The sequence below is a fragment of the Mucilaginibacter gilvus genome (genome assembly GCF_004054195.1).
GTDB lineage: Bacteria > Bacteroidota > Bacteroidia > Sphingobacteriales > Sphingobacteriaceae > Mucilaginibacter > Mucilaginibacter gilvus.
Map to the genome: position 1 here is coordinate 12,165 of NZ_SBIW01000029.1, position 22,093 is coordinate 34,257.

The following is a 22,093-nucleotide window of genomic DNA, read 5'->3' on the forward strand; positions in this document are numbered from 1 at the left end:
AACCGTAGCTGCGGCCAATCGCAACAGGCTACGGTTAAAGATTTTCCTTGCGGGGGTTGATTATCTCAAGCCCAGGAAAGATACAACCACACCGAACAAAGCAGCACCCTCTACAAGGGCAGCAGCGATGATCATGGCAGTTTGGATCTTTGAAGCAGCTTCCGGCTGGCGAGCGATACCTTCTACGGCTTTACCACCGATCTGTCCGATACCGATACCTGCTCCGATTACTGATAAACCTGCACCAAGTGCAGCGATACTTCCAAACATTGTTTTAAATTTAAAGTGAATATATAGTATTAATTATTTACAAAATTAGTGGTGATGCTCTTCAATTGCACTGCCGATAAACAGGGCAGTAAGCAGTGTGAAGATGAACGCTTGTAATGCTGCTACCAGCAATTCCAATACATCCATAAAAATCACGAAAGCAACAGAAACAGGCGCTATATAAAGCGACTTGAACACAAATATCAGCGATATTAAACTCAGCACAATAATGTGCCCTGCGGTAATGTTGGCAAACAAACGTATCATCAACGCGAAAGGCTTTGATATGATACCAACAAGTTCGATAACCCACCATAATGGCCAGATCCAAACAGGCACATCGGCCGGGATGAAAATGTGTGCCCAGTAATGTTTGTTACCCTTTACGTTAACTATTATTAAAGTGATAACCGAAAGCACCAGTGTTACCGCGATATTACCGGTAAGGTTTGCACCAAACGGGAAGAAAGGAATTAAACCTATCAGGTTGTTTACCCAAATGAAAAAGAACACGGTTAACAACAATGGCATGTAACGCTGATATTTATAGCCGATGTTCGGGCGGGCAATATCATCACGTACAAACAGGATTAACGGCTCCATAACAGATTGCAAACCCTTAGGGGCCTTGCCTGCACGTTTTTTATACGCGGATGCAACGCTAAAAAATATAACGAGCAGGAAAAGTATCCCCATCCACATACTAACTACGTTGCGGGTGATGGACAGATCTATCAGGCTGCTATTCCATTTTGCTACAGTAGCGCTTTCTGCCAGTGTATTATTTTCGCCAACAATATTTACCTTATCGCTTACCAGCCTATAGGTATAATATTTACCGGTATAGTCTGCATGGCCGTGTTCAAAGTGCGATGATGAAAAAACCTCAAGGCCCTTATCAGTATACAGTATAACCGGAAGCGGAATAGAGATCGCGTCCCAAACATGCAGCGAGTGAGAGTCGGCAATGTGCTCTAAAATAACTTCGCTCGGTTCAAATGGCTTTTCAGTGCCTTCAGCATGCTCTTCCTGGGAAAAAGCCGGTATTGAAAATGTGGTTAGCGTTAAAAAAACGGCACAAATTCGTAAAAGTGTAAATATTTTTATTTTCAAAATCGAGCTATTATACATCAAAATAAACTTTTCTACTTCAAATTTTGGTTGCGCAAGTTACGCAATAACACGTAAACTTCAAAGGCAGTATTTAAGAAATATAGGTAAAAGAAATTGCCCACAAAAACTGGCTTATCTACCTTAATTTTCATGATAAAAACCACTAAAAATGCCAGGCAGGCCAGCAATTTAAAAACGGTAGTGGCCAAAAAAGTCTGGGCGTAGTTTTCGGGGTTCACTTGTTTGGTGATAATTATGGCCACCATTACTAAAAAAGTAAGGCCGGTTATAAAAGCAAACATTAGCCAAAAATGTGGCACCAATAAATTGGAATGGCCGGAGAATATTAAGGCTACGGGTGGCGCAGCCAACAATATTGCAAATATTAAAAATGCGATGATCGCGGTTTTTGTCTTCATTTTTTTACGGATCTGATAACTAAGAATAATGCAATAAATACCCCGGCAAGCGATAGTACAGCGGTTACCCATTTGGTTGGGTGGCCGGTGCTTTCGTCTATTTTATAACCAGCAAAGGTAAACACGCCAATTATAACGATCATCTGGAACGCCAGCCCAGTGTATTTAACATAAGAACTTGCTTCCTTAGCGCCTTCCTTTATGTCGTTTGGTTCATTTTCGGCCATGGCGCAAATTTATTAATCCTATTGCATACTATTTAGTAAATTAGCGATGCTTTTTATAATACCTGCTTTGTATATAAAATATATGTTGTTGCATTATTTGTAATTATGAACAGCGCGTAGCTATTTAAACCGGTGCTGCTAAAGGCCATTTGATACAACTATTATAAAATCTACCTATAATTATACCATTTTGAGGCGCAATTCTAACCTATTCCTGCAAAAGCAATTCAAACCCGCCCTGTTTGTACTTGTACTCCTTATAGCTGGCTGCTCGCTCGAAAAAAAGAGCGCGCTAAACCGCGGGCTGCAAAACTTAACTGCACACTATAACATCCTGTTCAACGCGAAAGAGATCCTGAAGGAGAAAGAAGAAGGTTACGCTGCCGGATTTGTAGATAATTACAGCGAACTGCTTTCGGTTTACCAGGATACCGCTGCCGCCGGTGCCGCGCCGGATAAGGACCTGGAAGCTGCCAAAGCAAAGGCTAATACCATCATAGCCGTAAAAGAACAAAGCCATTATATCCCCGATGCCTACCTGGTACTGGGAAAAGCCAATTATTTGGCCGCAAATTATTTCGACGCGGTAGAGTACTTTAACTACGTAGTGCTTACCGGCCTGCCCAAGCAAACCGAAATAAAACAGGAAGCCCTGGTTTGGAAGGGCCGCGCCTTGCTGTTCTTGCATAAAGATGCTGAAGCAAAGCAGATCATAGATAGCGCCATACAAAACATCAACCCTAAAAAAAGCATCACAGCCGATGTTTACGCTGCCAAATTGCAGTACGACATTAATACTGGTGAATATACGGATGCGGAAGCGATGGCTAAAGAGGCTATAAAATACGGCGGCAGCAACCTGCAGCGGATGCGCTGGACCTTTATACTGGGCCAGTTGCAGGAACTTAACGGCAAACCCACTGATGCCGTGATAAGCTACGCCCGCGTTGCAAAAAGCAACGTAACTTTTGATATGGCCTTTAACGCCGACCTGAACCGCATCCGCATTGAAGACACTCAGAATGGTGTGAATATAAGCCGCCTCGCGCGGTTACGCGCTTTATTAAAAAACCAAAACAACGCAGAATTTACCGACCAGGTTTACTACCAGATAGCCCAGTTGCAATATGCCGATAATAATATCGATGATGCTATTAAAAGCTATAAACGCTCTGCCAATTACAGCACGGTGAACCAAAACCAAAAGGGGCTTTCCTACCTGCGCCTGGCGGATATCTACTTTAAAAACAAGGCAGACTACACACTCGCTAAAACCTATTACGATAGTACACTTACCGCGCTGTCCCGAAATTACCCGGGGTACATTACCATACAAAAGAAAGCGGAGAACCTGCAGTTACTAACAGATAATTTGAAAGTAATAGCCCGCGAAGATACGCTGCAAATGCTGGCCGCCCTGGATGAGCCGAGTCGCGCAAAGCGCCTTGACATAATGGCCAAACGCCAGGAAATAAAAAAGCAGGCTGCCGCCGCCGTTAATATCGGCTCGCCGGATGCAATTGACGATCCTTTTGGCGATACGCCGTCACCGGTTGCAAGTGTACCGAATGGCGGTAACTTTTATTTTTATAATACCAACGCGGTAAGCCAGGGCTTTAGCGACTTTAAGCGTGTTTGGGGTAACCGCAAACTGGAGGATAACTGGCGCCGAAGCAACCGCTCTGGTTCCGACCTAACCACCAATACCTTAAACACAGCGAAAAACGTAGATGATAACGCGCTGCCAGATTCGCTGCACCGCAACCCCAGCAAAGTAGATGCCAATAGCTTTAAGCAGGACCTGATCCAAAACCTCCCGCTCACTGCACCGCTGATGTTGCAATCAAACGCGCGCCGGTACGATGCCTACCTGGCTATCGCCAATTTTTACCGGGATGTGCTGGACGATAAAAAGGAAGCCGCAGCCGCTTACGAAACGGTATTGTCGCTCTTCCCTAACAACGATAATAAGGCCGCTATTTATTATAACCTGTACCGATTGTATAGCGAAAGTAATGTTGCCTTATCTGAAAAATATAAAGCCCTGGTACTGAAAGAGTATCCTGAAACGGCTTTCGCCAAAACCATCCTCGACCCCGACTATGGTAAACGCTTGAATGACGAGGACACTGGTTTCAGCGCCTTGTACAATCAGGTGTATGACCTGTATGCAGCTAAAAAATATCCGCCGGTGATCTCCTCTGCTGATGGCTTGCTAAAAACCTATCCAAATAATAAGTACGCGTCGCAATTGGAATATCTGAAAGCATTTGCCGGGGGGCACCAGGAAAAACTTGATCCGTTTAAAGCAGACCTGCAACAAATAATTGCCAAATATCCCGATGACCAGTTGATCACTCCACTGGTAAAACAGCACCTCACTTATATTGATGTGAACCAAACCGACTTGGCAGCACGCAGCATTGTAATAACCGACAGGGATATAGCCGATGGTACGTTCAGCATACCTATAGTATACCAGCAACAAACCGAATACCGTGTGCCTTACACCGGCGGCCCTATTGTTATTGTGCCGGATGTACGCAAACCTGAGAAAAAGCCTGTACCCGCAGTAACTAAGCAACCATTACCAGCACTCGCTAAACAGCAGGAGACAACACCGCCGGTGGTTGCGCAGCAACCCGTAAAAGAGCCGGAAGTGGTGCAAACTAAACCTGAGCCGGTAACGCAAACACAGCCCGAAGTTACACAGGCCGCACCTCCCGTGCAGGCACCCGTAGCCGTGGTTACGCCGCCGATGGTTAAAAAGCCATCCATATTTAACCTTCGCGATAGCAGCAACTATTATTTTGTAGTAGCGGTAAATTCGGGTACAACTAATTTGGCCTCTTCACGTTTTGGTATAGGGCAGTTTAACCGCGTGCAATACCAGGGCAGCCCCATTAATCACAACTTAAAAAATGCCGGTGCAGATAACCAATTGATATATGTTGGGCGCTTTCTTAACCTCGAAAATGTAAAGGATTACGCCCGCCGCATAGTGCCTTTACTACCCGATATTATAAAGGCACCCAAGGATAAATACAGCTTTTTTATCATTACGAAGGAAAATCTGGATAAATTAGCCGACGGAAAAACATTAGATAGCTATATCGAGTACTATCAGCAAAACTATTAGGCCAGTCATGATCGTCAACAACAATAACCGCAATAATAAAAACAAGCTCACCACACAGGATATCAGGCGTTACAATTGGTATATATGGCGTTTTATAATTGCTGGCTTTTCCTTTTTTGTGATCATGATCTTGCTGATCGCTTTCCAGGTGTTCGGCACGCTGCCATCTTTCCGCGAGTTGGAAAACCCAAAAAGCGACCAGGCGTCGCAGGTGATTTCGTCAGATAACCAGGTTCTTGGCAACTATTATGTAAAAAACCGCACCAGCGTTACCTACAGGCAATTATCGCCCAATGTAATTAATGCATTGGTTGCCACCGAAGACGCCCGCTTTTACGAACATTCGGGCATCGATTTTCAGCGCTCTTTTACAATCGTATTGTACAACCTAATCGGCAAAAAACAGGGCGGCAGTACTATTACGCAGCAACTGGCCAAAAACTTATTTACCGAAAAAACGCATAACCCATTCGTTCGTATTATTCAAAAATTAAAGGAATGGATTACCGCCGTAAAGTTGGAACGCAACTACACAAAAGAAGAGATCTTAACACTTTATCTCAACACGGTAGATTTTGGTGCTTATAACACCTACGGTATCAGTTCGGCATCGCGCACCTATTTTAATACCACACCAGATAAGCTTACGCCAGACCAGGCCGCGCTTTTAATGGGGATGATAAACGGCCCCGGCATTTACAGCCCCATTAACCACCCCGATAACGCCTTAAACCGCCGCAACTTTGTGCTGCGCCGCATGGGCGAAGAAGGCTACCTCAGCGAGGGCCAAACCGAGGAGTTTAAACAAAAACCGCTTGGACTGATATTTAAAGTTACCGACCACAACGAGGGTATGGCCACCTACTTTAGGGCGGTGTTGAAAAAAGAGATCCAAAAAATCCTGGTGGATAAAGCTATCTTTAAACCCGATGGCATTACTACCTACGACCTCGACCGCGACGGGCTAAAAATTTATACCACTATTGATGCTACTATGCAGCAGTATGCGGAAGATGCCCAAAAGGAATATATGCGCAAGCTACAGGCACAGTTCAATTCGCACTGGAAAGGGTTGAGCCTCTATAAAGCTATTCCAACCTTTAAAAGCCTGCTGGATAAAGGGATGCGCCGGTCAGACAGGTACGCTAGCCTGAAACTGCAGAATAAAACTGACGAAGAGATAAAAACTGATTTTGCCACGCCCGCTAAAATGAACATTTTTACCTGGCATGGCGATATTGATACTGTGATGAAACCTATCGATAGCATTGTGTATTGCAAAATGATGCTGCGCAACGCTTTAATGAGTATGGACCCTACCACAGGTTACATTAAAGCATGGGTTGGTGGCACCAACTTCGAACATTTTAAATACGACCAGGTGAAAACCGGCACGCGCCAGGTGGGTTCAACGGCTAAGCCCTTTACCTATGCCGTTGCCATTGAAGATGGTTTTTCGCCTTGTATGCAGGTAGCTAACGAGCCCATCACCATTACCGGTTACGGTGCTGATTGGTCGCCGCGTTCTTCTCCTTCCGAAACCGTTCCGGGTGTTATAACACTGCGTACCGCTTTAGCGCGATCCCAAAACTGGGTTACGGCTTATGTAATGAACGAGGTAAAACCAATCCCGGTAGCAGAACTGATCAAGAAAATGGGCATCACCAGCAACGTTCCTCCGTATCCTTCTATTTGCCTTGGCACATTCGATGCATCTGTTTTTGATATGACGGGCGCTTACTCGGCCTTCGCCAACGAGGGTGTTTGGACCGAACCTACCTTTCTGCTACGTATAGAGGACAAAAACGGGAACGTATTATATAACAACACGCCAAAGGTAGTACAGGCCCTTAATCCGCAAACCGCGTATGTAATGACCTATATGCTTAAAGGTGTTATAGACGAAGGGACCGGTTACCGCTTAAGAAGGGATTATCACGTAATGAACCCTATAGGTGGCAAAACAGGTACCACACAAGACAACTCTGATGGCTGGTTTATAGGCATAACCCCACAGCTGGTTACCGGTATATGGACGGGCTGCGAAGACCGCGATATCCATTTCCGTAGTACCCGCCTTGGCGAGGGAGCTAACACAGCACTTCCCATTTTTGCGGGCTATATGAAAAGGGTTTACGCCAATAGTAAGCTCGGCATTAAAACAAATGTAGACTTTGTGCCGCCAAAAAGTGGTGTAACCATCACCCTCGATTGCGGTGCCTACAGCCAGCAACAAAAAGGAACCAACGAGGTGGAGAAGAAATTAGATTTTTAGCCCCCTCCGCCCCCTGAAGGGGGAAATTAAAGGGAAGGCTAATGGACAAAAAGAAAAGAATTCCCCCTTTAGGGAGTTAGGGGGCTAATGGACAAATTTGATCACCGCGAAGCTTTAAAAAACATACCGCACAAACCGGGTGTTTATCAATATTGGGACGTAACAGACGAACTGATATATATTGGTAAAGCTAAGGATCTGCGTAACCGGGTAGGCTCGTACTTTAATAAGGATACGCAGATAAATGCCAAAACACGGGTATTGGTATCCAAAATACGCAAGATAACTTTTACCATTGTTGATACCGAGGTGGATGCCTGGCTGCTGGAGAATAGCATGATCAAAAAGCATCAGCCCCGCTATAACGTGATGTTGAAAGATGATAAAACCTACCCCTGGATCATCATCAAAAACGAAAACTATCCCCGTATTTACTGGACACGCCGCATCATCCGCGATGGCTCCAAATACCTTGGCCCTTACGCTTCGGTTAGCATGATGCACACTATCCTGGGGCTGATAAAAGAAACTTACCCTCTGCGTACCTGCAGCCTTAACCTCACCCGCGAAAATATTGAGAAGGGGAAGTTTAAGGTTTGCCTGGAATACCAGCTGGGCAACTGTAAAGGCCCTTGCCAGGATTACCAGTCGGAAACGGATTACGATAACAGTATCAACGAGATCAAGGATATCCTGAGTGGCAAGATAGGTGCGGTTGTCCGCAACTTAAAAACGGATTTGGAGAGGGCGGTTAGCGAATTGAACTTTGAACAGGCCCACCGCCTGAAACGGAAATCGGAACTGCTGGAGAACTACCAGAGCAAATCTACCGTTGTAAATTCATCCATTACCGATGTGGATGTGTTCAGCATCGCGTCCGAAGAGAAATATGCCTTTGTAAACTACCTCAAGGTAATGAACGGCACCATCACGCAAACCCAAACCATCGAGCTGAAAAAGCGGTTAGATGAAACGGATGAGGAGTTGCTCACCATTGCCATCACCGAGTTTAGAACGCGGTACGAAAGCGATTCCAAAGAAATTATCGTTCCGTTTGATATTGATGTAGAGGATTCTAAAATTAAATTCACAGTACCTAAGCTGGGCGAAAAGCGGAAGCTGCTGGATCTCTCCCAAAAGAATGTGATGTTCTTTAAAAAGGAAAAGATAGATCAGTACGAGAAACTGAACCCCGATGTACGCACCGATAGGTTAATGGAACTGATGATGAAAGAGCTGCGCATGAATCAGCAGCCGCGCCACATCGAATGTTTTGATAACTCCAATTTCCAGGGAAAGTACCCGGTATCGGCCATTGTGGTGTTTAGGGATGGGAAGCCATTTAAGAAGGATTACCGCCACTTTAACGTAAAAACGGTAGTTGGGCCCGATGATTTCGCTACGATGGAGGAGGCTGTACACAGGCGTTACCGCCGGCTTTTGGATGAGGGCACCGAACTACCTCAACTCATCATCATTGATGGCGGTAAAGGGCAGCTATCATCGGCCATGAAAAGCTTAAAACTCCTGGGTATAGAGAAGCAGGTTACCGTTATCGGTATTGCTAAACGGTTGGAAGAGCTTTATTATCCCGGCGATCAATACCCCATGTATCTGGATAAGCGCTCTGAAACCCTGAAGATCATCCAGCAGTTGCGTGATGAGGCTCACCGTTTCGGCATCACTTTCCACCGTAAAAAACGCGATAAAGGAACCCTTGCCACCGAACTGGAATTGATAGAAGGCATCGGCAAAACCACTGCCGAAAAATTGCTTAAATACTTTAAATCGGTAAAGAAGATCCGCGAGGCCAGCGAAACAGTTTTACAGGAAGTGGTAAACCTTAAACAGGCTAAAGCTATTACCCAGTATTTTAACCCGGCCGTAAGCGACATAACAGGATTGCAGTAGTATTTACCTGCTGATGCTTCTATTCTTATGCCGATATAGATACAAAAGTCTAACTGCTATTATCAAAAGGTTCAGTATCCCCAATAGTCCCAAAACCAATATAACATCCGGGAACATTAACATAATCCGTGGCCAGTTAAGTACGCGTCCGCTTATCAGCGTTAACAGATATGGCACCAGCAACAGCAGGGCAAAAGGCCCAAGTCGCAGCGCTGTGTAAAGCCAGGTTTTCCAGGGGGCGCGGCTTTTGTAATTTTGATACCATTGCCTCACTCGCCGCAACCTCCTTATACCAAGGAAAAGGATAATGCATAGCGTCATTATCATAAGCACTGTGTAAAGCCAGCGCGGGAACGATCTCGTTTCCGGTTCCTTATTGTTTAAAATATCCTGTATCCCCTGCAAAAACGAATAGTAATCTGTGAGGTTATTAAGCCCGCCGTTAATGAGCACCACTATTCCATACCCTTTATCGGTAAGCAATATTTCCTGCGAACTGTACGTCCACATAATTCCGCTGTGGTATAATAGGTGGGCATCGGTGTTTGCATGCCAGCCCATCGCGTAGGTAGATGTCCCTCCTCGCGGCGGGGTTTGCATTACCTTTAGCGAACCGGCCTTAAGCACTTGCCCGGTATCCGGACCGTTTGCCTTAAGCTGAAACGATAACCACCTGGCCATATCGCTGGCCGTTGATGCAATGCCGGCATCCCCATCTATAAACCACTCCGGTTCTGTATAGGCAAGGGGCCTGCCCAAAAAATATGTATTCCCCTTAGGTAAATTGTGCGGCGCACGGAAAAAGTCATCAACGTTGGCAACATCATACGTGTTTGCCATATGCAGTGGGTTAAAGATGTGTTCCTGTAAATACTTCGCAAACCCCTCATGGCTTACAGCCTCAACTATTTTGGCAAGCACCTGGTAGTTTGGGTTGTGGTAATGAAACTGTTTCCCCGGCGCGGATATCAGGTTCGCCCGGTCCATATTCGTTATAGCGGCATCCAGGGTAGTTGGTTGCTTGTCCAGTGTAAATTCAGCGTAGCCGGTATCGCCCAGGCCGCTTACCTGGTTTAATAGATGCCTAACGGTAATGTTTCGCCGTTGCGGCACATTTGGCAACCAACCGGGGATATACTTAATTACAGGGCTGTCTAACCTTATCTTTCCTTCCTCCGCCAATTGAAGAACCGCTGTCGCGGTAAACCCCTTACTTAACGACGCCAGCGCGAAGGTTGTATTCGCGTCTATCAGTGCCCCTGTTGGCGTGGCACCATATCCTTTGGCAATAATTAAGCTATCGTAATGCACCACCGCTACAGCCAGGCCAGGTATTTTGCTGGCAGCTAATTTCTGCCGAATGTACTTATCAATTTTCTGGGCAGTAGTTTGTTGAGCAAAAGCCTCAGGAGCAACGCAATTTATAAGTACTATGCAAACGATAGATGCCAACTGCGTGTATATCAATTTGGTGGTGAACACGCTGTAAAAATACCGTTATGCTACCTGAAATTAATTTACCTATGTAAAGAAATTATTGCTTAACCAATTTAGCGCGGATGCGGCTCAGTTGGGTGGCGCTTATCCCCAAATAGGAAGCAATATGGTATTGCGGGATAAGTTGTTCCAAGCCCGGATAAGTTGTTTTAAAAAGCTTATAACGTTGCCCCGCATCAAGCATTATTATCTCCAATTCCTTTTGTTCCTTTTGTACAAAATAACGCTCTGCGAATAACCGACCGGCTCTTTCAAGACTGGGGTGGGCGTTATACAAATTCACAAAGGCTGAATAATTGGCGGTGAGTATCTCACAATCGGTAAGTGCCTGTTGAATTACCTGGTTTGGGCTCCCGGTTATTAAGGAAGTGTATCCGCCGATGATAGAGGACGGCGTGAAAAAGTGTTTATTGTACTCCGTACCTTTTTGGGTTCGGTAAAAACCCCTTACTATCCCAGAAACTAAAAAGGCAAAGTCTTTGGAGACTTTGCCTTCTGTACAAAAATATTCTTCTTTTTTTAATGTGGCTGGCTTAAATAGCTTTTGAGCATCTTCCCAAGCCTCATTTGTTATTGGTGACAGTGATTGAAAAAAGTTTCTCAGGCTTTCCATCAGCAACCGTTAGTTTATGCATTAACCTTAATAGCTCCAAAGGTTAAGCTCCCAATCCATCAGGTTCTTTTTGATCCTTTCGGCTTCGTAAAGCTTATCAATACCCTGGGCGTAATCACGGATGCGTTCGTCCTTATCATTAGATTGTTTGACAATGTAACTGCTGAAAAGGCGCTTCATAAATACGTCGTCGAAACTTAAACCTGTTGCATCGTTGCTACGGCTTACCGCTTCTTTAACGGCCAATACAGGTCTTGCTTCAGGGAAGTAGATCCAAAATGCCGGCTGGTATTCGTTGTTAACAACATCACCCGATGTTTTTATTTTAACCATTGGCGCAATACCTACAATACGCGGCTCAAAAATAGAACGCTGTCTGTCGAAAACCCAGTCTTCCTTGATACGGAACTTGATAAGGCTGTCGGCCAAAAACTCTCCAGCAACAACTTTAGAACCTGTTTTATCGCCAGTTTTGGGGTCGAAGGTATCTACTACGCTGCTATCTGATAATTTAGAATGCGCCTGGGGGCCAGTAAGTGGTTTAGAAAAACTATCACCATTTGGGTCGTCCTTAGTAGATGTTGGGTCGTATGCAGTTAATTCGCCGTTATCAATAGCGGTCATTAAAACATCTATCAGCCTTTGTTTAGGTGACGCGAGGTACTGATTCATTTTCTCGCGCAGGTCAATTTCGCGCCATACACGTTTAGCAAAGGCCACGTCAGATTCGCGCAGATTAGCGTAAGGAGTAACCTTAGCGCTTAAGATATTGGTTTTTTTGTAATACCCATCCAACGGGCGGTCAAAAGGTTTTAAAGGTACGGCAGCAACCTTTTTGGTAGTATCTAATACCGATGGCTGCAGATTTGCGCCGCTATTAGCACCGGCCCTTTGATTAACAGGTCTGAGTTTCCTTGCCTGCGTTGCGGAAGCCCTTTTTTGGGCCTTAGGCCTCTTTTGTGCAAACGATGCACTGCAAAGCAGGCAAAGCGCTATAACTAAAAATCTTGTTTTCATTATCTAATTTTTAATTAGCTGTTAATACTATCGCGTCAAGGCCACGTTGTGTGCCGTCCGGGCCAACAGCTATAAGGTCTTGTATTACTACGGTGGTACCCGGTGTTACGCCGGCCATAGCGGTACGCATTTGAGCGCTTAACTCAGAACCGGTTGTTGAATACCTAACTACGTCCTGGCGTGGCTTTAATATGATCAGTGTAAACCTGGTCACGGCGAAAGTCGCATCAAATTCAAAATTCTCCAGTTTGGCAAACACCCTGTCTTGTGCCCTTAAGTTTGCCGCGTTGGTGCTACCACCGCTTTTACCCGCAAACTGCGGCTTTGGATCTGGTATACGTTTTACGCGAAATAAAGTTGAGCCTAAAACCTGTGTTTTACCCGGGGCGGTTTCACCAGATACCGATACCGTAGCCTGGCCTGCGCTACTCACCGTAGCCGTATAATGACCACCCGAGCCGCTAACCTTACCGTTTGAAATGCTTACACGTAATTTTTCTTTTGCTATACCCGGTGCCGAAATCGATATTGGGTTTGGTACACCAATGTACAATACGTTCATCTTATCGGGCGATACCACAGCCGATGGGCGTGCAACCTGGTAAGTTTGAGGTGCAGTGTCGTATGTTTTGGACGTTCCATCCGCTTGCTTAACCGTTACGTGCCCTACCCATGTAAATACGCCTTCACTACCTGTACCTACCGAATATTTTCCTTTACCGTCAGTAACTGCTAAATTTGAGCCGTTAGCAGATATAATGGGGTTTGATTTTGAATCTGAAGCTGTAAGGAAAACCTCAGCCGTGTAAGGTTGCCCTGCTATAACATAACTCGAAGGTGCAACAGCTACCGCGCTGAATTTGTCGAGGTTCACAACTGCCTGGTCAACTTCTCCTAATAGTTTCTTAACAATTTCATTCTCGGCATTTTTGGTATCCGCCTTAATTTTTGCAAGAGTGGTTAAGGTAGCTCCCAAAGGGATACCTTCGCCAAAATAGGCGTCTTGCCATGTTTTTTGGCCGTCTCTTCCTTTCGGAGGATCCTCTGCTACAAGCGAAAGGTTGATACCCGTTTTTTCTTTATCGTTAAGTAAACCAAGTAGCTTATTGCGGGTTTCGTCTATCTTCTGGCGTAGTTTGTCAGCATTTTTATTCGCGATCATTATACGTGGTGAAATATCCAGGTTATCCCGGCCATCCACATCGCCAATCTCCGGGTTAATGCCGCCGCCTTCTGTTGCCAGTTGCACACTTAACGCGTCGATATAAGCGGTTAATTCACCGGCAGCCTTACTTGCTTCCTTCGCTTTTCTGTAAGGCTCTTTTGCTCTTTCGGGCTGATCCTTAAGTTTTGTTTTTTCGAAAGCACTGTAAGTATTATCTATCCCGGTGGTTACGTTATCGCTTGAGGTATTTAAACTGATTTTAATATTTTTAAACGCGTCCAGCAAACCCTCCGGTACGTTTAAGGCAATAAGCCCTAAAAGAACCAGGTATAGGATACCTATCATTCGCTGTCTTGGGGTTTCTTTACCTCCGGCCATCTATATTTATTCTAATTTCGTTTGATTAAATATTGTTTATTAACCGCGCGGCTGGTTCATTGCACTAAGCATATTACCATAAACCGAGTTAAGCGAAGCAAGATTTTTAGCTAAACGGCCAACCTCATCCTTAAACAGGCGCGAATCATCTAACGATTCGTTAAAGTTATTCATGGTTGAAGACAGGTTTTTGTAGAAACTGTTCATCGCTTTTAAATGTGCGCTCGAGTCTTGCAGTTCCAATTCGTATACGCCATTCAGTTCCGACAGGTTTTTGGCCAGTTTGTTCACCTGATCGTGGTATGCTTTAGAATCTGTATTAGATGAAGCCATCTCTGCCAAATTAGCTGATGCTTTATCAAATGCGGTGCTTAAAGTATCGTAGCTTGCTGTTGCTGCTTTTACTTTGTTGGTAAAGGCGATAGTAGCATCACCTGCATCTGTAACTCTCGAGATCGCGCTCACCTTATCGCCAAAGCTACGTAAGCCCTCGCCCAGGCTGCCGATAAGTTCGGGGCCAATCTTGGCATCCTCCAACATTTTGTCCAAAGCTGCGGTGTTAGAAAAACCACCGCCTATTGCAACAGGTTTTACAGACGATTTTGGCAACTCTCCCGCGAAGTCTTCATTTAGCTCAGGATACACTCTTACCCAGTCCACTTCTTTGTCATCCCTCTGCAAACCTAATATCAGGAATAGTACTGCTTCGGTACCCAGCCCAACTGTTATAAATTCAGATGCAAATTTCCAGTGCTGAATTTTAAATAGCAGACCTATAATAACAACTGTAGCGCCAATTGATATAATATTACTTATTCCGAAAGGTTTTTTCTTACCAGCCATACGTTTTAGTAAATAATAATGATTTTATAATTGATTTGTTTGATTAACGTTTGTCCCGTATATCGCGGCCCAAATAATGGGTTACGCAACGGAAACCGATATACGATTTTGCAGTATCCTGGTACTCATAAGTACGTGTAGAATTCTGCAGATAATAGCCAATATCTTTCCATGAACCGCCGCGTACTACTTTTCTTTTCAGTACTTCAGGGTCATTTGGTTTGGCTTCGTAATTAAATGTGGGGGAAAGGTCATGTACAAAAGTCGTAGCAGATTCGTCATAAGCAGACATTGTCCATTCGGCTACGTTGCCTGCCATGTTATATAAGCCAAAATCATTTGGAAAATATGAGCGTACGTTTACAGTGTATGCACCGCCGTCATCAGTATAGTTACCCCGGCCCGGTTTAAAGTTGGCCATGAGGCAACCTTTTGCATTTTTAATATAAGGACCACCCCATGGGTAATCGGTACCTATCCGGCCACCGCGCGCAGCGTATTCAAATTCAGCGTCGTTCGGCAAATCGAACGGCAGATTAGCATCAAGGCCGCGGGCATGTTTGGCACCTTCGCTAAGGCGGGTACGCCATGCGGTAAATGCCCTTGCCTGGCGCCAGGTAACACCCACAACAGGGTAGTTACGGTATGCCGGGTGCGAAAAGTAACCTTCAACCATTGGCTCGTTGGCTGCGTACGAAAAATCGCTCAGCCAAACCAAAGTGTCGGGGTAAATTGCTACGGTATCGCGCAAAATAAAGTCCGAACGTTTTTTTGTCTTGTCATTCTTGTAGTTTGCAGCATCGCGCAGCACGACCATAGCAAAATTATATTTTAACAAACGGGTGTCGATCTCGTTACGGTCGAACACGCGGTCGTCGCCCTGGTAGTAAAGGCCTTGTAATTTTTGTGCGTTGGCAGCGGCATTTTTGCCCTTAGTGCTAAAAATGGGGTTGCTGCGGGCGTAGGTCCAGTTAATGTATTTTTTGCCGTTAGGGTTTGCAGGCGCTCCTTTTTTAGGCTGAAGGTAATATTTTTGATCGTTGAGGTAGTTGGTGATGGCGATAGAATCGCGCACCCACAGTACAAATTGCTTGTATTTAGTGTTCGAAAGTTCGGTTTCGTCCATAAAAAACGGAGCAACGGTTACCTGTTTGGTTTGCGAGGTTTGTGCAAAAGTTACGTCCTGGTCGGTTTGGCCCATCAGGAAAGTACCACCTTTAATATAAACCATGTTTAACGGAGCGGTGGCTCTGAAAGCGCGCTGACGCACACCAACAACTTCGCCATTTCCGGCGCCACCGGTACTACATCCTACTAAAACGGAACTCGCTAAAACTACTATAAGAAAGTATATTTGCTTCATTTTTGTATTAAAAAACATTAACACGTTATCAATCCTTTGCAACATAACGCACCCCCGAATATATTAAATATACTTCATTCCAATGCAAAAATGTTTTAAAAAACCAAGTTGCAGGCCGCTTTAGTTAAAAATTGGCAATTATTTGGCGTTTAATTGAACACTATCTAACAGCTAAATTTGACTATTTAATTTAGATTTCTTTAGCGTTATACGCTATTGAAAAAAAAATGTTGCAAAAAGGCGGTAGTAACTACAAATTATTTGTTCACTTGCTTTACATATTGGTCTATAGCCATCGTCATGGATGGGGCGGCCGGGGTTGGCGCAGGGATATCCAATATTAAACCAGCCTGCAATACAGCTTTGTGGGTAGTAGCCCCAAATGCTGCAATACGGGTGTTGTTTTGTTTAAAATCGGGGAAGTTTTGGTATAGCGACTGGATACTTGAAGGACTGAAGAACGCGATAACATCGTAAAATACTTCAGCCAGGTCGCTCAGGTCGCTGCATACGGTGCGGAACAGTACCGCAGGAGTAAAGTTATAGCCGTTATCCAGCAAAAACTTTTGAGTTTCTTCTGCAGCTACATCCGAGCATGGGTACAGGAATTTTTCGCCAGAGTGTTTCTTCAACACTTCGGCCAGGTCTGCAGCGGTTTGCTTGCCGAAGAATATTTTACGCTTACGATATTGGATATATTTTTGCAGGTAAAGGGCAATGGTTTCTGAAAGGCAGAAATATTTCATTTCTACCGGCACATCAAAGCGCATCTCTTCGCAAATGCGAAAAAAATGATCAGCAGAATTACGGCTGGTGAAAATAACTGCCGTAAAATCGGCAAGGTTTATCTTCTCCTTGCGAAAATCTTTTGCAGGTACCCCCTCAACATGAATAAACGACCTGAAATCGATCTTCAAATTGAGCTTCTTAGCCAGTTCAGCGTAAGGATTTTTATCATTTTCAGGTTTTGGCAGTGTAACTAATATGCTCTTAACCTTTTTCTTTCTGTCTTCCAATGCTATACGTTATAAAACTAACTACTTAAAACCTATATTAAGTGCCTTTACCAATATCAATATGGGGCAAATTTCGAGGGCACAAAGATAGGTAAATAAATAAAATTTATGAAATTGAAAATTTGCAATAATACTTACGCTGCTACGCAGGTACTGCCATACAAAAATAACTATGGTAAGTAACAGCGTAATGGCCAGCAGGTAAGGAAAAAATTTATCGGCTATAAGGCTGAAACATAAGGCTACGGGTAAAAAAACAAAGGTGATATTAAAATATGTTAACGACAATGCCTTGATATAATCGCCAACCAGTTTATTAATGTCGAATACAAAGCCCAAAAACTTCAACATCAGGAATTTTACGGCAAACAGCCCGATGATAACCAGCGACAAGGTGCCGAACAACTGGAACCCGCTTATGGGGTAGTAAACTTTGTAATAACCCGTAGTGAGCAAATACAAAAATATACCGAAAGTAAAGCCGAAGAGAAGGAAGAGCCCGATGAATGTCCAGGCGTTTATGGGGCTGTCCTCTTTACCGGCCTGTGCCACTGAACGCTTATTATAAAACGAAAGGAACACGTTATTCATATCCTTACTGGAGTAAATATTAAGCACCGGGATAAATAATATCAATACCACAATAATGGCAATAACCCATGGGTCTCGCGAGGGGCGCAGGTGGCCGTAGCCCTTTATGCTGGGTTTTGTATTTGCATGCGCGGCTATATCCAGGTAATGGTTGCCGGTGTAGGCGTTGCTTTTTAATATGCTATCTACAAACAGGCTGGTACGTGTGCTATCGGGTTTTAAAATGTAAACCATCGATAACGAATCGGACACGAACTTTTCTTCCAGCGCTAAGGCATGGGCAACAGAATCGAGCACGGTCATGGGGCGCGGCACCCTTACATAGCGCCTCGGGGTATCGGCACGGCTTGCGGTACTATCCTGCTGTGCAAAAACTGCAGAACATCCGGCAAAACAAAATACAAGTAAACAGATAAACCGGCGCATTAAATCTCCCTCAATTAAGGCGCTGCAAATTTACCTTAATAATTGGGGCTTATGCAAAGTATATGTTAAATGTTTAAACACAAATGAATTTGACATTGGCCGGTAACGGGCCTAAACGCCAAACTGCCGCAGGTGATGATCAATGTGCTTATAGGCAAGCAAGCCAATTTGTTCGTTTGTCATTTTTCCAAAAAATGGATGCACAAAGTTTTGCGTTATGGTGTTTGCGTTCTGCTCTATCAATGCTACCCATTTTACTTTTTCGGCGGCAAAATCGCCGGTGCTCTCTCGCGCCTTAACCTCCGGTACTGTAGGTGAGTTACGGCCCATAGGGCTATCATCTTTCAAAAAGCTCTTTAGTACCATTTTGCCAAATATGCGGCCGAGAAATGCCCGCTTACTGGGCAGGTCGCCGGTTATCAGTTCTTCCCACTGCCTGCAATGTTTAACCATTTGGTAAGCGTTCATTTTACCCCATTGCGCGGGCGTGCTTTCCTGGATGGAGTTGATCCGTTTTACCAGTTCATCCCTTGTTGCTTTATCAAACGTTGTTTTCACTATGTGGATGGTTTTAATTGAGTGAAACAAATTTATGTTTTAGGATGGAAAGCTGCATGTATTATTATGACAACTTAAGGGGCCAAATGCGACAAGTGGTAAGAGGCCTTTTATTTATACACCAAATAGCGAAATTTTCAATTCATTTTTCGGTGTATCTTTGCAGCTTTTAAGTTCAATAATACGTTATGGCCGGCATCTACCTACACATCCCCTTCTGTAAACAAGCCTGCCATTACTGCGATTTTCATTTCAGCACTTCGCTGAAATATAAAGAGGAAATGCTGCAGGCATTGCTTAACGAGATCAGCCTGCAAAAGCATTACTTATTAGGTGAAACTATCGAAACCATCTACTTTGGAGGAGGCACACCTTCGGTTTTACAGCCGCAGGAGATCAACCAGCTGATAGATGCCATAACCCAACAACATACCGTGGCTACCGGCGCCGAAATAACCATGGAGGCCAACCCGGACGACCTCGGCAGCCAAAAGCTGGCGGGCCTAAGGGCAACGCCTGTTAACCGTTTTAGCATAGGCATCCAGTCTTTTTTTGATGAAGACCTGCTTTGGATGAACCGCGTACACCGTGCTGCCGAAGCAGAAGCTTCGGTAAAGCGGGCGCAAGACGCGGGGTTTGAAAACATCACCGTCGACCTGATCTATGGCTACCCTTTACTAAGCGATACCAAGTGGAAGCATAACCTAAAAAAGGTTTTTGAACTGGATGTGCCGCACATTTCTGCTTACAGTATGACAGTGGAGCCCCAAACCGCCCTCGCCGCTTTTATCAGCAAAAAAAAGCAGCCCCCCATGAGCGAGCAGCAAAGCGCCGAACAATTTATACTAATGACGGATGCCATGCAAGCCAACGGTTTTAAACAGTACGAGATCTCTAACTTTTGCAAACCGGGGCATTACTCGCGGCACAATTCTAATTACTGGAAAGGGGTAAAATACATCGGGCTGGGCCCATCAGCGCATTCTTTTAACGGCGATACCCGGCAGTGGAACGTTGCCAATAATGCCAAATATATGGCTTCGGTTTTGGGGGAGAACATGGTGCCCGCCGAAGTAGAAATACTCAGCGAAACCAACCGGCTGAACGAGTACATTATGACCTCCCTCCGCACTGCCTGGGGCCTTGATCTGGATAAACTGAACCATATTGCCAATGGAGCCGCAACGGAATTACTGAAAATAGCCCGCAATTATATCGACGAGGGCAGCATCGTTCAAAACAATAACACGCTCATCCTTACCCCTCAAGGCAAGCTTTATGCCGATAATATAGCCGCGGCATTATTTTTCGACGAGCGTACGTAATTTTAGCTCGTAGCGTATCAAACTTTGTTATCCTTTTTTGTTGTAACAATATGGGCGGTTAATAAAACCACCGGTAGCGTTAAGGCGTATCTCCTCATACATCTACTTAAAAATATAACATCTACCTATGAAAAAATTAATCATCGCGGCAATTGCATTAGCCGCTCTCGCAATTACCCCTAACGCTTACGCGCAAACCAAAATGGTGGGCGGCGCGGCTATGTATCCAACCAAAAACATCGTGGCTAACGCCGTAAATTCAAAGGACCATACTACATTGGTGGCTGCTGTTAAAGCTGCCGGTTTAGTGCCAACCTTACAATCTGCCGGGCCATTTACGGTATTCGCGCCAACAAATGAGGCTTTCGATAAACTGCCTGCAGGCACGGTTGATCTGCTGGTTAAACCAGAGAACAAAGCGGCGCTGACCAAAATTTTAACCTACCACGTAGTAGCAGGCAAAGTAAGCTCTGCCGAATTAATGGCTAAAATTAAAGCCGGAGGCGGCAAAGCCGAACTGAACACCGTTAGCGGTGGCATTTTAACCGCGATGGCCGATGGTAAAAAGATTTACCTGGTTGACGAAAAAGGCGGAAAATCGTGGGTAACCATTGCCGATGTGAACCAAAGCAACGGGGTAATCCACGTGGTGAATACCGTGTTGATGCCGAATTAATTGGAGAATAGAGAGTGGTGAGTGGTTTTAAACTGCTCACCACTTTTTTATTTGTATACTGTCCAACCAGTCTACGCCTTTACCTGCCGCAAGCCGTAATAACTTTACATAATTTTAACGCGTTTTTAACCGGGCACGGATTTTTATTTTGTTATTTTGCTAAATTCGGGTGAACTATTGCGTTATAGCTTAATAGTTAATTAACCCGACACGTTACGATATGAGTTTTATCCTTTCCCCCATAGATACGGTTGATACCATTTCTCCTGAAGATTTTCGCGAGAACTACCTGAAGCCGCGCCGCCCGCTGGTGATCAAAGGCCTTACTAAAAGCTGGCCTGCCCGCGAAAAATGGACGCCCGAATACCTGAAAGAGGTTGTAGGTAAAAAGGTTGTGCCATTGTATGATAACTCCAAAGCCGATCCATCCAAACCCATCAACTCATCGGCAAAGGAAATGCCCTTTGATGAGTATATCGACCTGATCCGCAGCACCCCTACCGAACTGCGCATCTTCTTTTTTAACATATTTAAACAAGCGCCGCAACTGCTGGATGATGTTATTTTACCGAAGGACCTGATGGGTGGCTTCCTGGAAAGTATGCCTGCCATGTTCTTCGGCGGCAGTAATTCGGTTACGTTTTTACATTACGATATCGATCTTCCGCACATCTTCCATACCCATTTTGGCGGGCGCAAGCACGTGATATTGTTCGAAAATAAATGGAAGAAACGCCTGTATTGTATCCCCAACGCAACTTACGCGCTGGAGGATTATGATGTACTAAACCCCGACACTAAAAAATTCCCGGCTTTAGATGGCGTAGAAGGCACCGAAGTTTTCCTGGAACACGGCGACACCCTGTTTATGCCAACCGGCTACTGGCACTGGATGAAATACATCGATGGTTCCTATTCGCTTAGCTTGCGTGCATGGGATGCATCTATCAGCCGCAAGGCAGCCAGCCTGTACAACCTGGCCATAAAAGGCGGTGTAGATAGCCTGCTAAAAATGGCCTTCAAAGAAAAATACGCCCACTACCGCGAAGCCCTCGCTATTAAATGGGCGGAGAAGGAACTGGCGGAGGGGAAGCCTTTTTAGGCTTTGAATAAAATTAGATTTGACAACTTTTTAAAAATTGTCAAATCTATAGATAACCCTTCGACCAAGAAAAAGCACGCACACCCTTGTTAGCCTAAACAGGCTCCCTATCCACCCCTCGAAAATAAGGTGCAGCATCTGTATAGTCTTATCTCTTGATTCTTGTCTC

General features: G+C 44.8%; 19 protein-coding genes. 6 read left to right on the forward strand and 13 right to left on the reverse strand.

Annotation, left to right across the window (positions count from 1 at the left end; all coding sequences use genetic code 11):
* Positions 1-60: 60 nt before the first annotated feature.
* From atpE to EPL05_RS22580, 4 genes are read right to left on the reverse strand one after another with little or no spacing between them, the layout of a single operon-like run.
* On the reverse strand, positions 61-270 hold the full coding sequence (gene atpE / locus EPL05_RS22565) for an ATP synthase F0 subunit C (RefSeq protein WP_128536255.1): 210 nt from the start codon (positions 268-270) through the stop codon (positions 61-63).
* A gap of 45 nt (positions 271-315) precedes the next feature.
* Positions 316-1,383 (reverse strand): F0F1 ATP synthase subunit A, encoded by a 1,068-nt coding sequence (gene atpB / locus EPL05_RS22570; RefSeq protein WP_243837360.1) that lies wholly within the window; start codon positions 1,381-1,383, stop codon positions 316-318.
* 32 nt (positions 1,384-1,415) lie between these two features.
* A complete protein-coding gene (locus tag EPL05_RS22575) occupies positions 1,416-1,802 on the reverse strand; it encodes a hypothetical protein (RefSeq protein WP_128536257.1) in 387 nt (128 codons plus the stop codon).
* The gene (locus tag EPL05_RS22580; RefSeq protein WP_128536258.1) at positions 1,799-2,029 is read right to left on the reverse strand and encodes an AtpZ/AtpI family protein; all 231 of its coding nucleotides are present in this window, start codon (positions 2,027-2,029) and stop codon (positions 1,799-1,801) included. Before EPL05_RS22580 ends, EPL05_RS22575 begins: the two co-directional genes overlap by 4 nt.
* Before the next feature lie 190 nt (positions 2,030-2,219).
* On the opposite strand from EPL05_RS22580, the gene porW reads away from it, so the two are divergent.
* From porW to uvrC, 3 genes are all read left to right on the forward strand, one after another.
* A complete protein-coding gene (gene porW, locus EPL05_RS22585; RefSeq protein ID WP_128536259.1) occupies positions 2,220-5,168 on the forward strand; it encodes a type IX secretion system periplasmic lipoprotein PorW/SprE in 2,949 nt (982 codons plus the stop codon).
* 7 nt (positions 5,169-5,175) lie between these two features.
* Entirely contained in the window at positions 5,176-7,443 is a 2,268-nt protein-coding gene (locus EPL05_RS22590; RefSeq protein WP_128536260.1) for a penicillin-binding protein 1A, read from the forward strand.
* Between the two features lie 87 nt (positions 7,444-7,530).
* On the forward strand, positions 7,531-9,354 hold the full coding sequence (gene uvrC / locus EPL05_RS22595; protein ID WP_128536261.1) for an excinuclease ABC subunit UvrC: 1,824 nt from the start codon (positions 7,531-7,533) through the stop codon (positions 9,352-9,354).
* A gap of 3 nt (positions 9,355-9,357) precedes the next feature.
* Here uvrC and EPL05_RS22600 read toward each other — a convergent pair whose 3' ends face one another.
* From EPL05_RS22600 to EPL05_RS22640, 9 genes are all read right to left on the reverse strand, one after another.
* Positions 9,358-10,836, reverse strand: a complete 1,479-nt coding sequence (locus EPL05_RS22600) for a serine hydrolase domain-containing protein (protein ID WP_128536262.1) — start codon at positions 10,834-10,836, stop codon at positions 9,358-9,360.
* 52 nt (positions 10,837-10,888) lie between these two features.
* Entirely contained in the window at positions 10,889-11,464 is a 576-nt protein-coding gene (locus EPL05_RS22605) for a Crp/Fnr family transcriptional regulator (RefSeq protein ID WP_128536263.1), read from the reverse strand.
* A 27-nt stretch (positions 11,465-11,491) separates the two neighbouring features.
* Entirely contained in the window at positions 11,492-12,481 is a 990-nt protein-coding gene (porN, locus tag EPL05_RS22610) for a type IX secretion system ring subunit PorN/GldN (RefSeq protein ID WP_128536264.1), read from the reverse strand.
* A gap of 10 nt (positions 12,482-12,491) precedes the next feature.
* Entirely contained in the window at positions 12,492-14,024 is a 1,533-nt protein-coding gene (gene porM / locus EPL05_RS22615) for a type IX secretion system motor protein PorM/GldM (protein ID WP_128536265.1), read from the reverse strand.
* Positions 14,025-14,063: 39 nt separating this feature from the next.
* Complete coding sequence (porL, locus tag EPL05_RS22620; RefSeq protein WP_128536266.1) at positions 14,064-14,867, reverse strand: type IX secretion system motor protein PorL/GldL; 804 nt, start codon at positions 14,865-14,867, stop codon at positions 14,064-14,066.
* Between the two features lie 43 nt (positions 14,868-14,910).
* Positions 14,911-16,230, reverse strand: coding sequence for a T9SS ring complex lipoprotein PorK/GldK (gene porK / locus EPL05_RS22625; protein WP_128536267.1), 1,320 nt, complete (start codon positions 16,228-16,230; stop codon positions 14,911-14,913).
* Positions 16,231-16,487: 257 nt separating this feature from the next.
* A complete protein-coding gene (locus tag EPL05_RS22630; protein ID WP_128536268.1) occupies positions 16,488-17,252 on the reverse strand; it encodes a uroporphyrinogen-III synthase in 765 nt (254 codons plus the stop codon).
* 15 nt (positions 17,253-17,267) lie between these two features.
* Positions 17,268-18,263 (reverse strand): DUF4271 domain-containing protein, encoded by a 996-nt coding sequence (locus tag EPL05_RS22635; protein ID WP_128536269.1) that lies wholly within the window; start codon positions 18,261-18,263, stop codon positions 17,268-17,270.
* A gap of 111 nt (positions 18,264-18,374) precedes the next feature.
* The gene (locus tag EPL05_RS22640) at positions 18,375-18,821 is read right to left on the reverse strand and encodes a DUF1569 domain-containing protein (RefSeq protein ID WP_128536270.1); all 447 of its coding nucleotides are present in this window, start codon (positions 18,819-18,821) and stop codon (positions 18,375-18,377) included.
* Positions 18,822-19,009: 188 nt separating this feature from the next.
* On the opposite strand from EPL05_RS22640, the gene hemW reads away from it, so the two are divergent.
* The 3 genes from hemW (at position 19,010) to EPL05_RS22655 (ending at position 21,924) form a co-directional block, all read left to right on the forward strand.
* Entirely contained in the window at positions 19,010-20,146 is a 1,137-nt protein-coding gene (gene hemW / locus EPL05_RS22645; RefSeq protein WP_128536271.1) for a radical SAM family heme chaperone HemW, read from the forward strand.
* A gap of 127 nt (positions 20,147-20,273) precedes the next feature.
* Complete coding sequence (locus EPL05_RS22650; RefSeq protein ID WP_128536272.1) at positions 20,274-20,822, forward strand: fasciclin domain-containing protein; 549 nt, start codon at positions 20,274-20,276, stop codon at positions 20,820-20,822.
* Positions 20,823-21,042: 220 nt separating this feature from the next.
* Positions 21,043-21,924, forward strand: a complete 882-nt coding sequence (locus EPL05_RS22655) for a cupin-like domain-containing protein (protein WP_128536273.1) — start codon at positions 21,043-21,045, stop codon at positions 21,922-21,924.
* Positions 21,925-22,093: the final 169 nt, after the last annotated feature.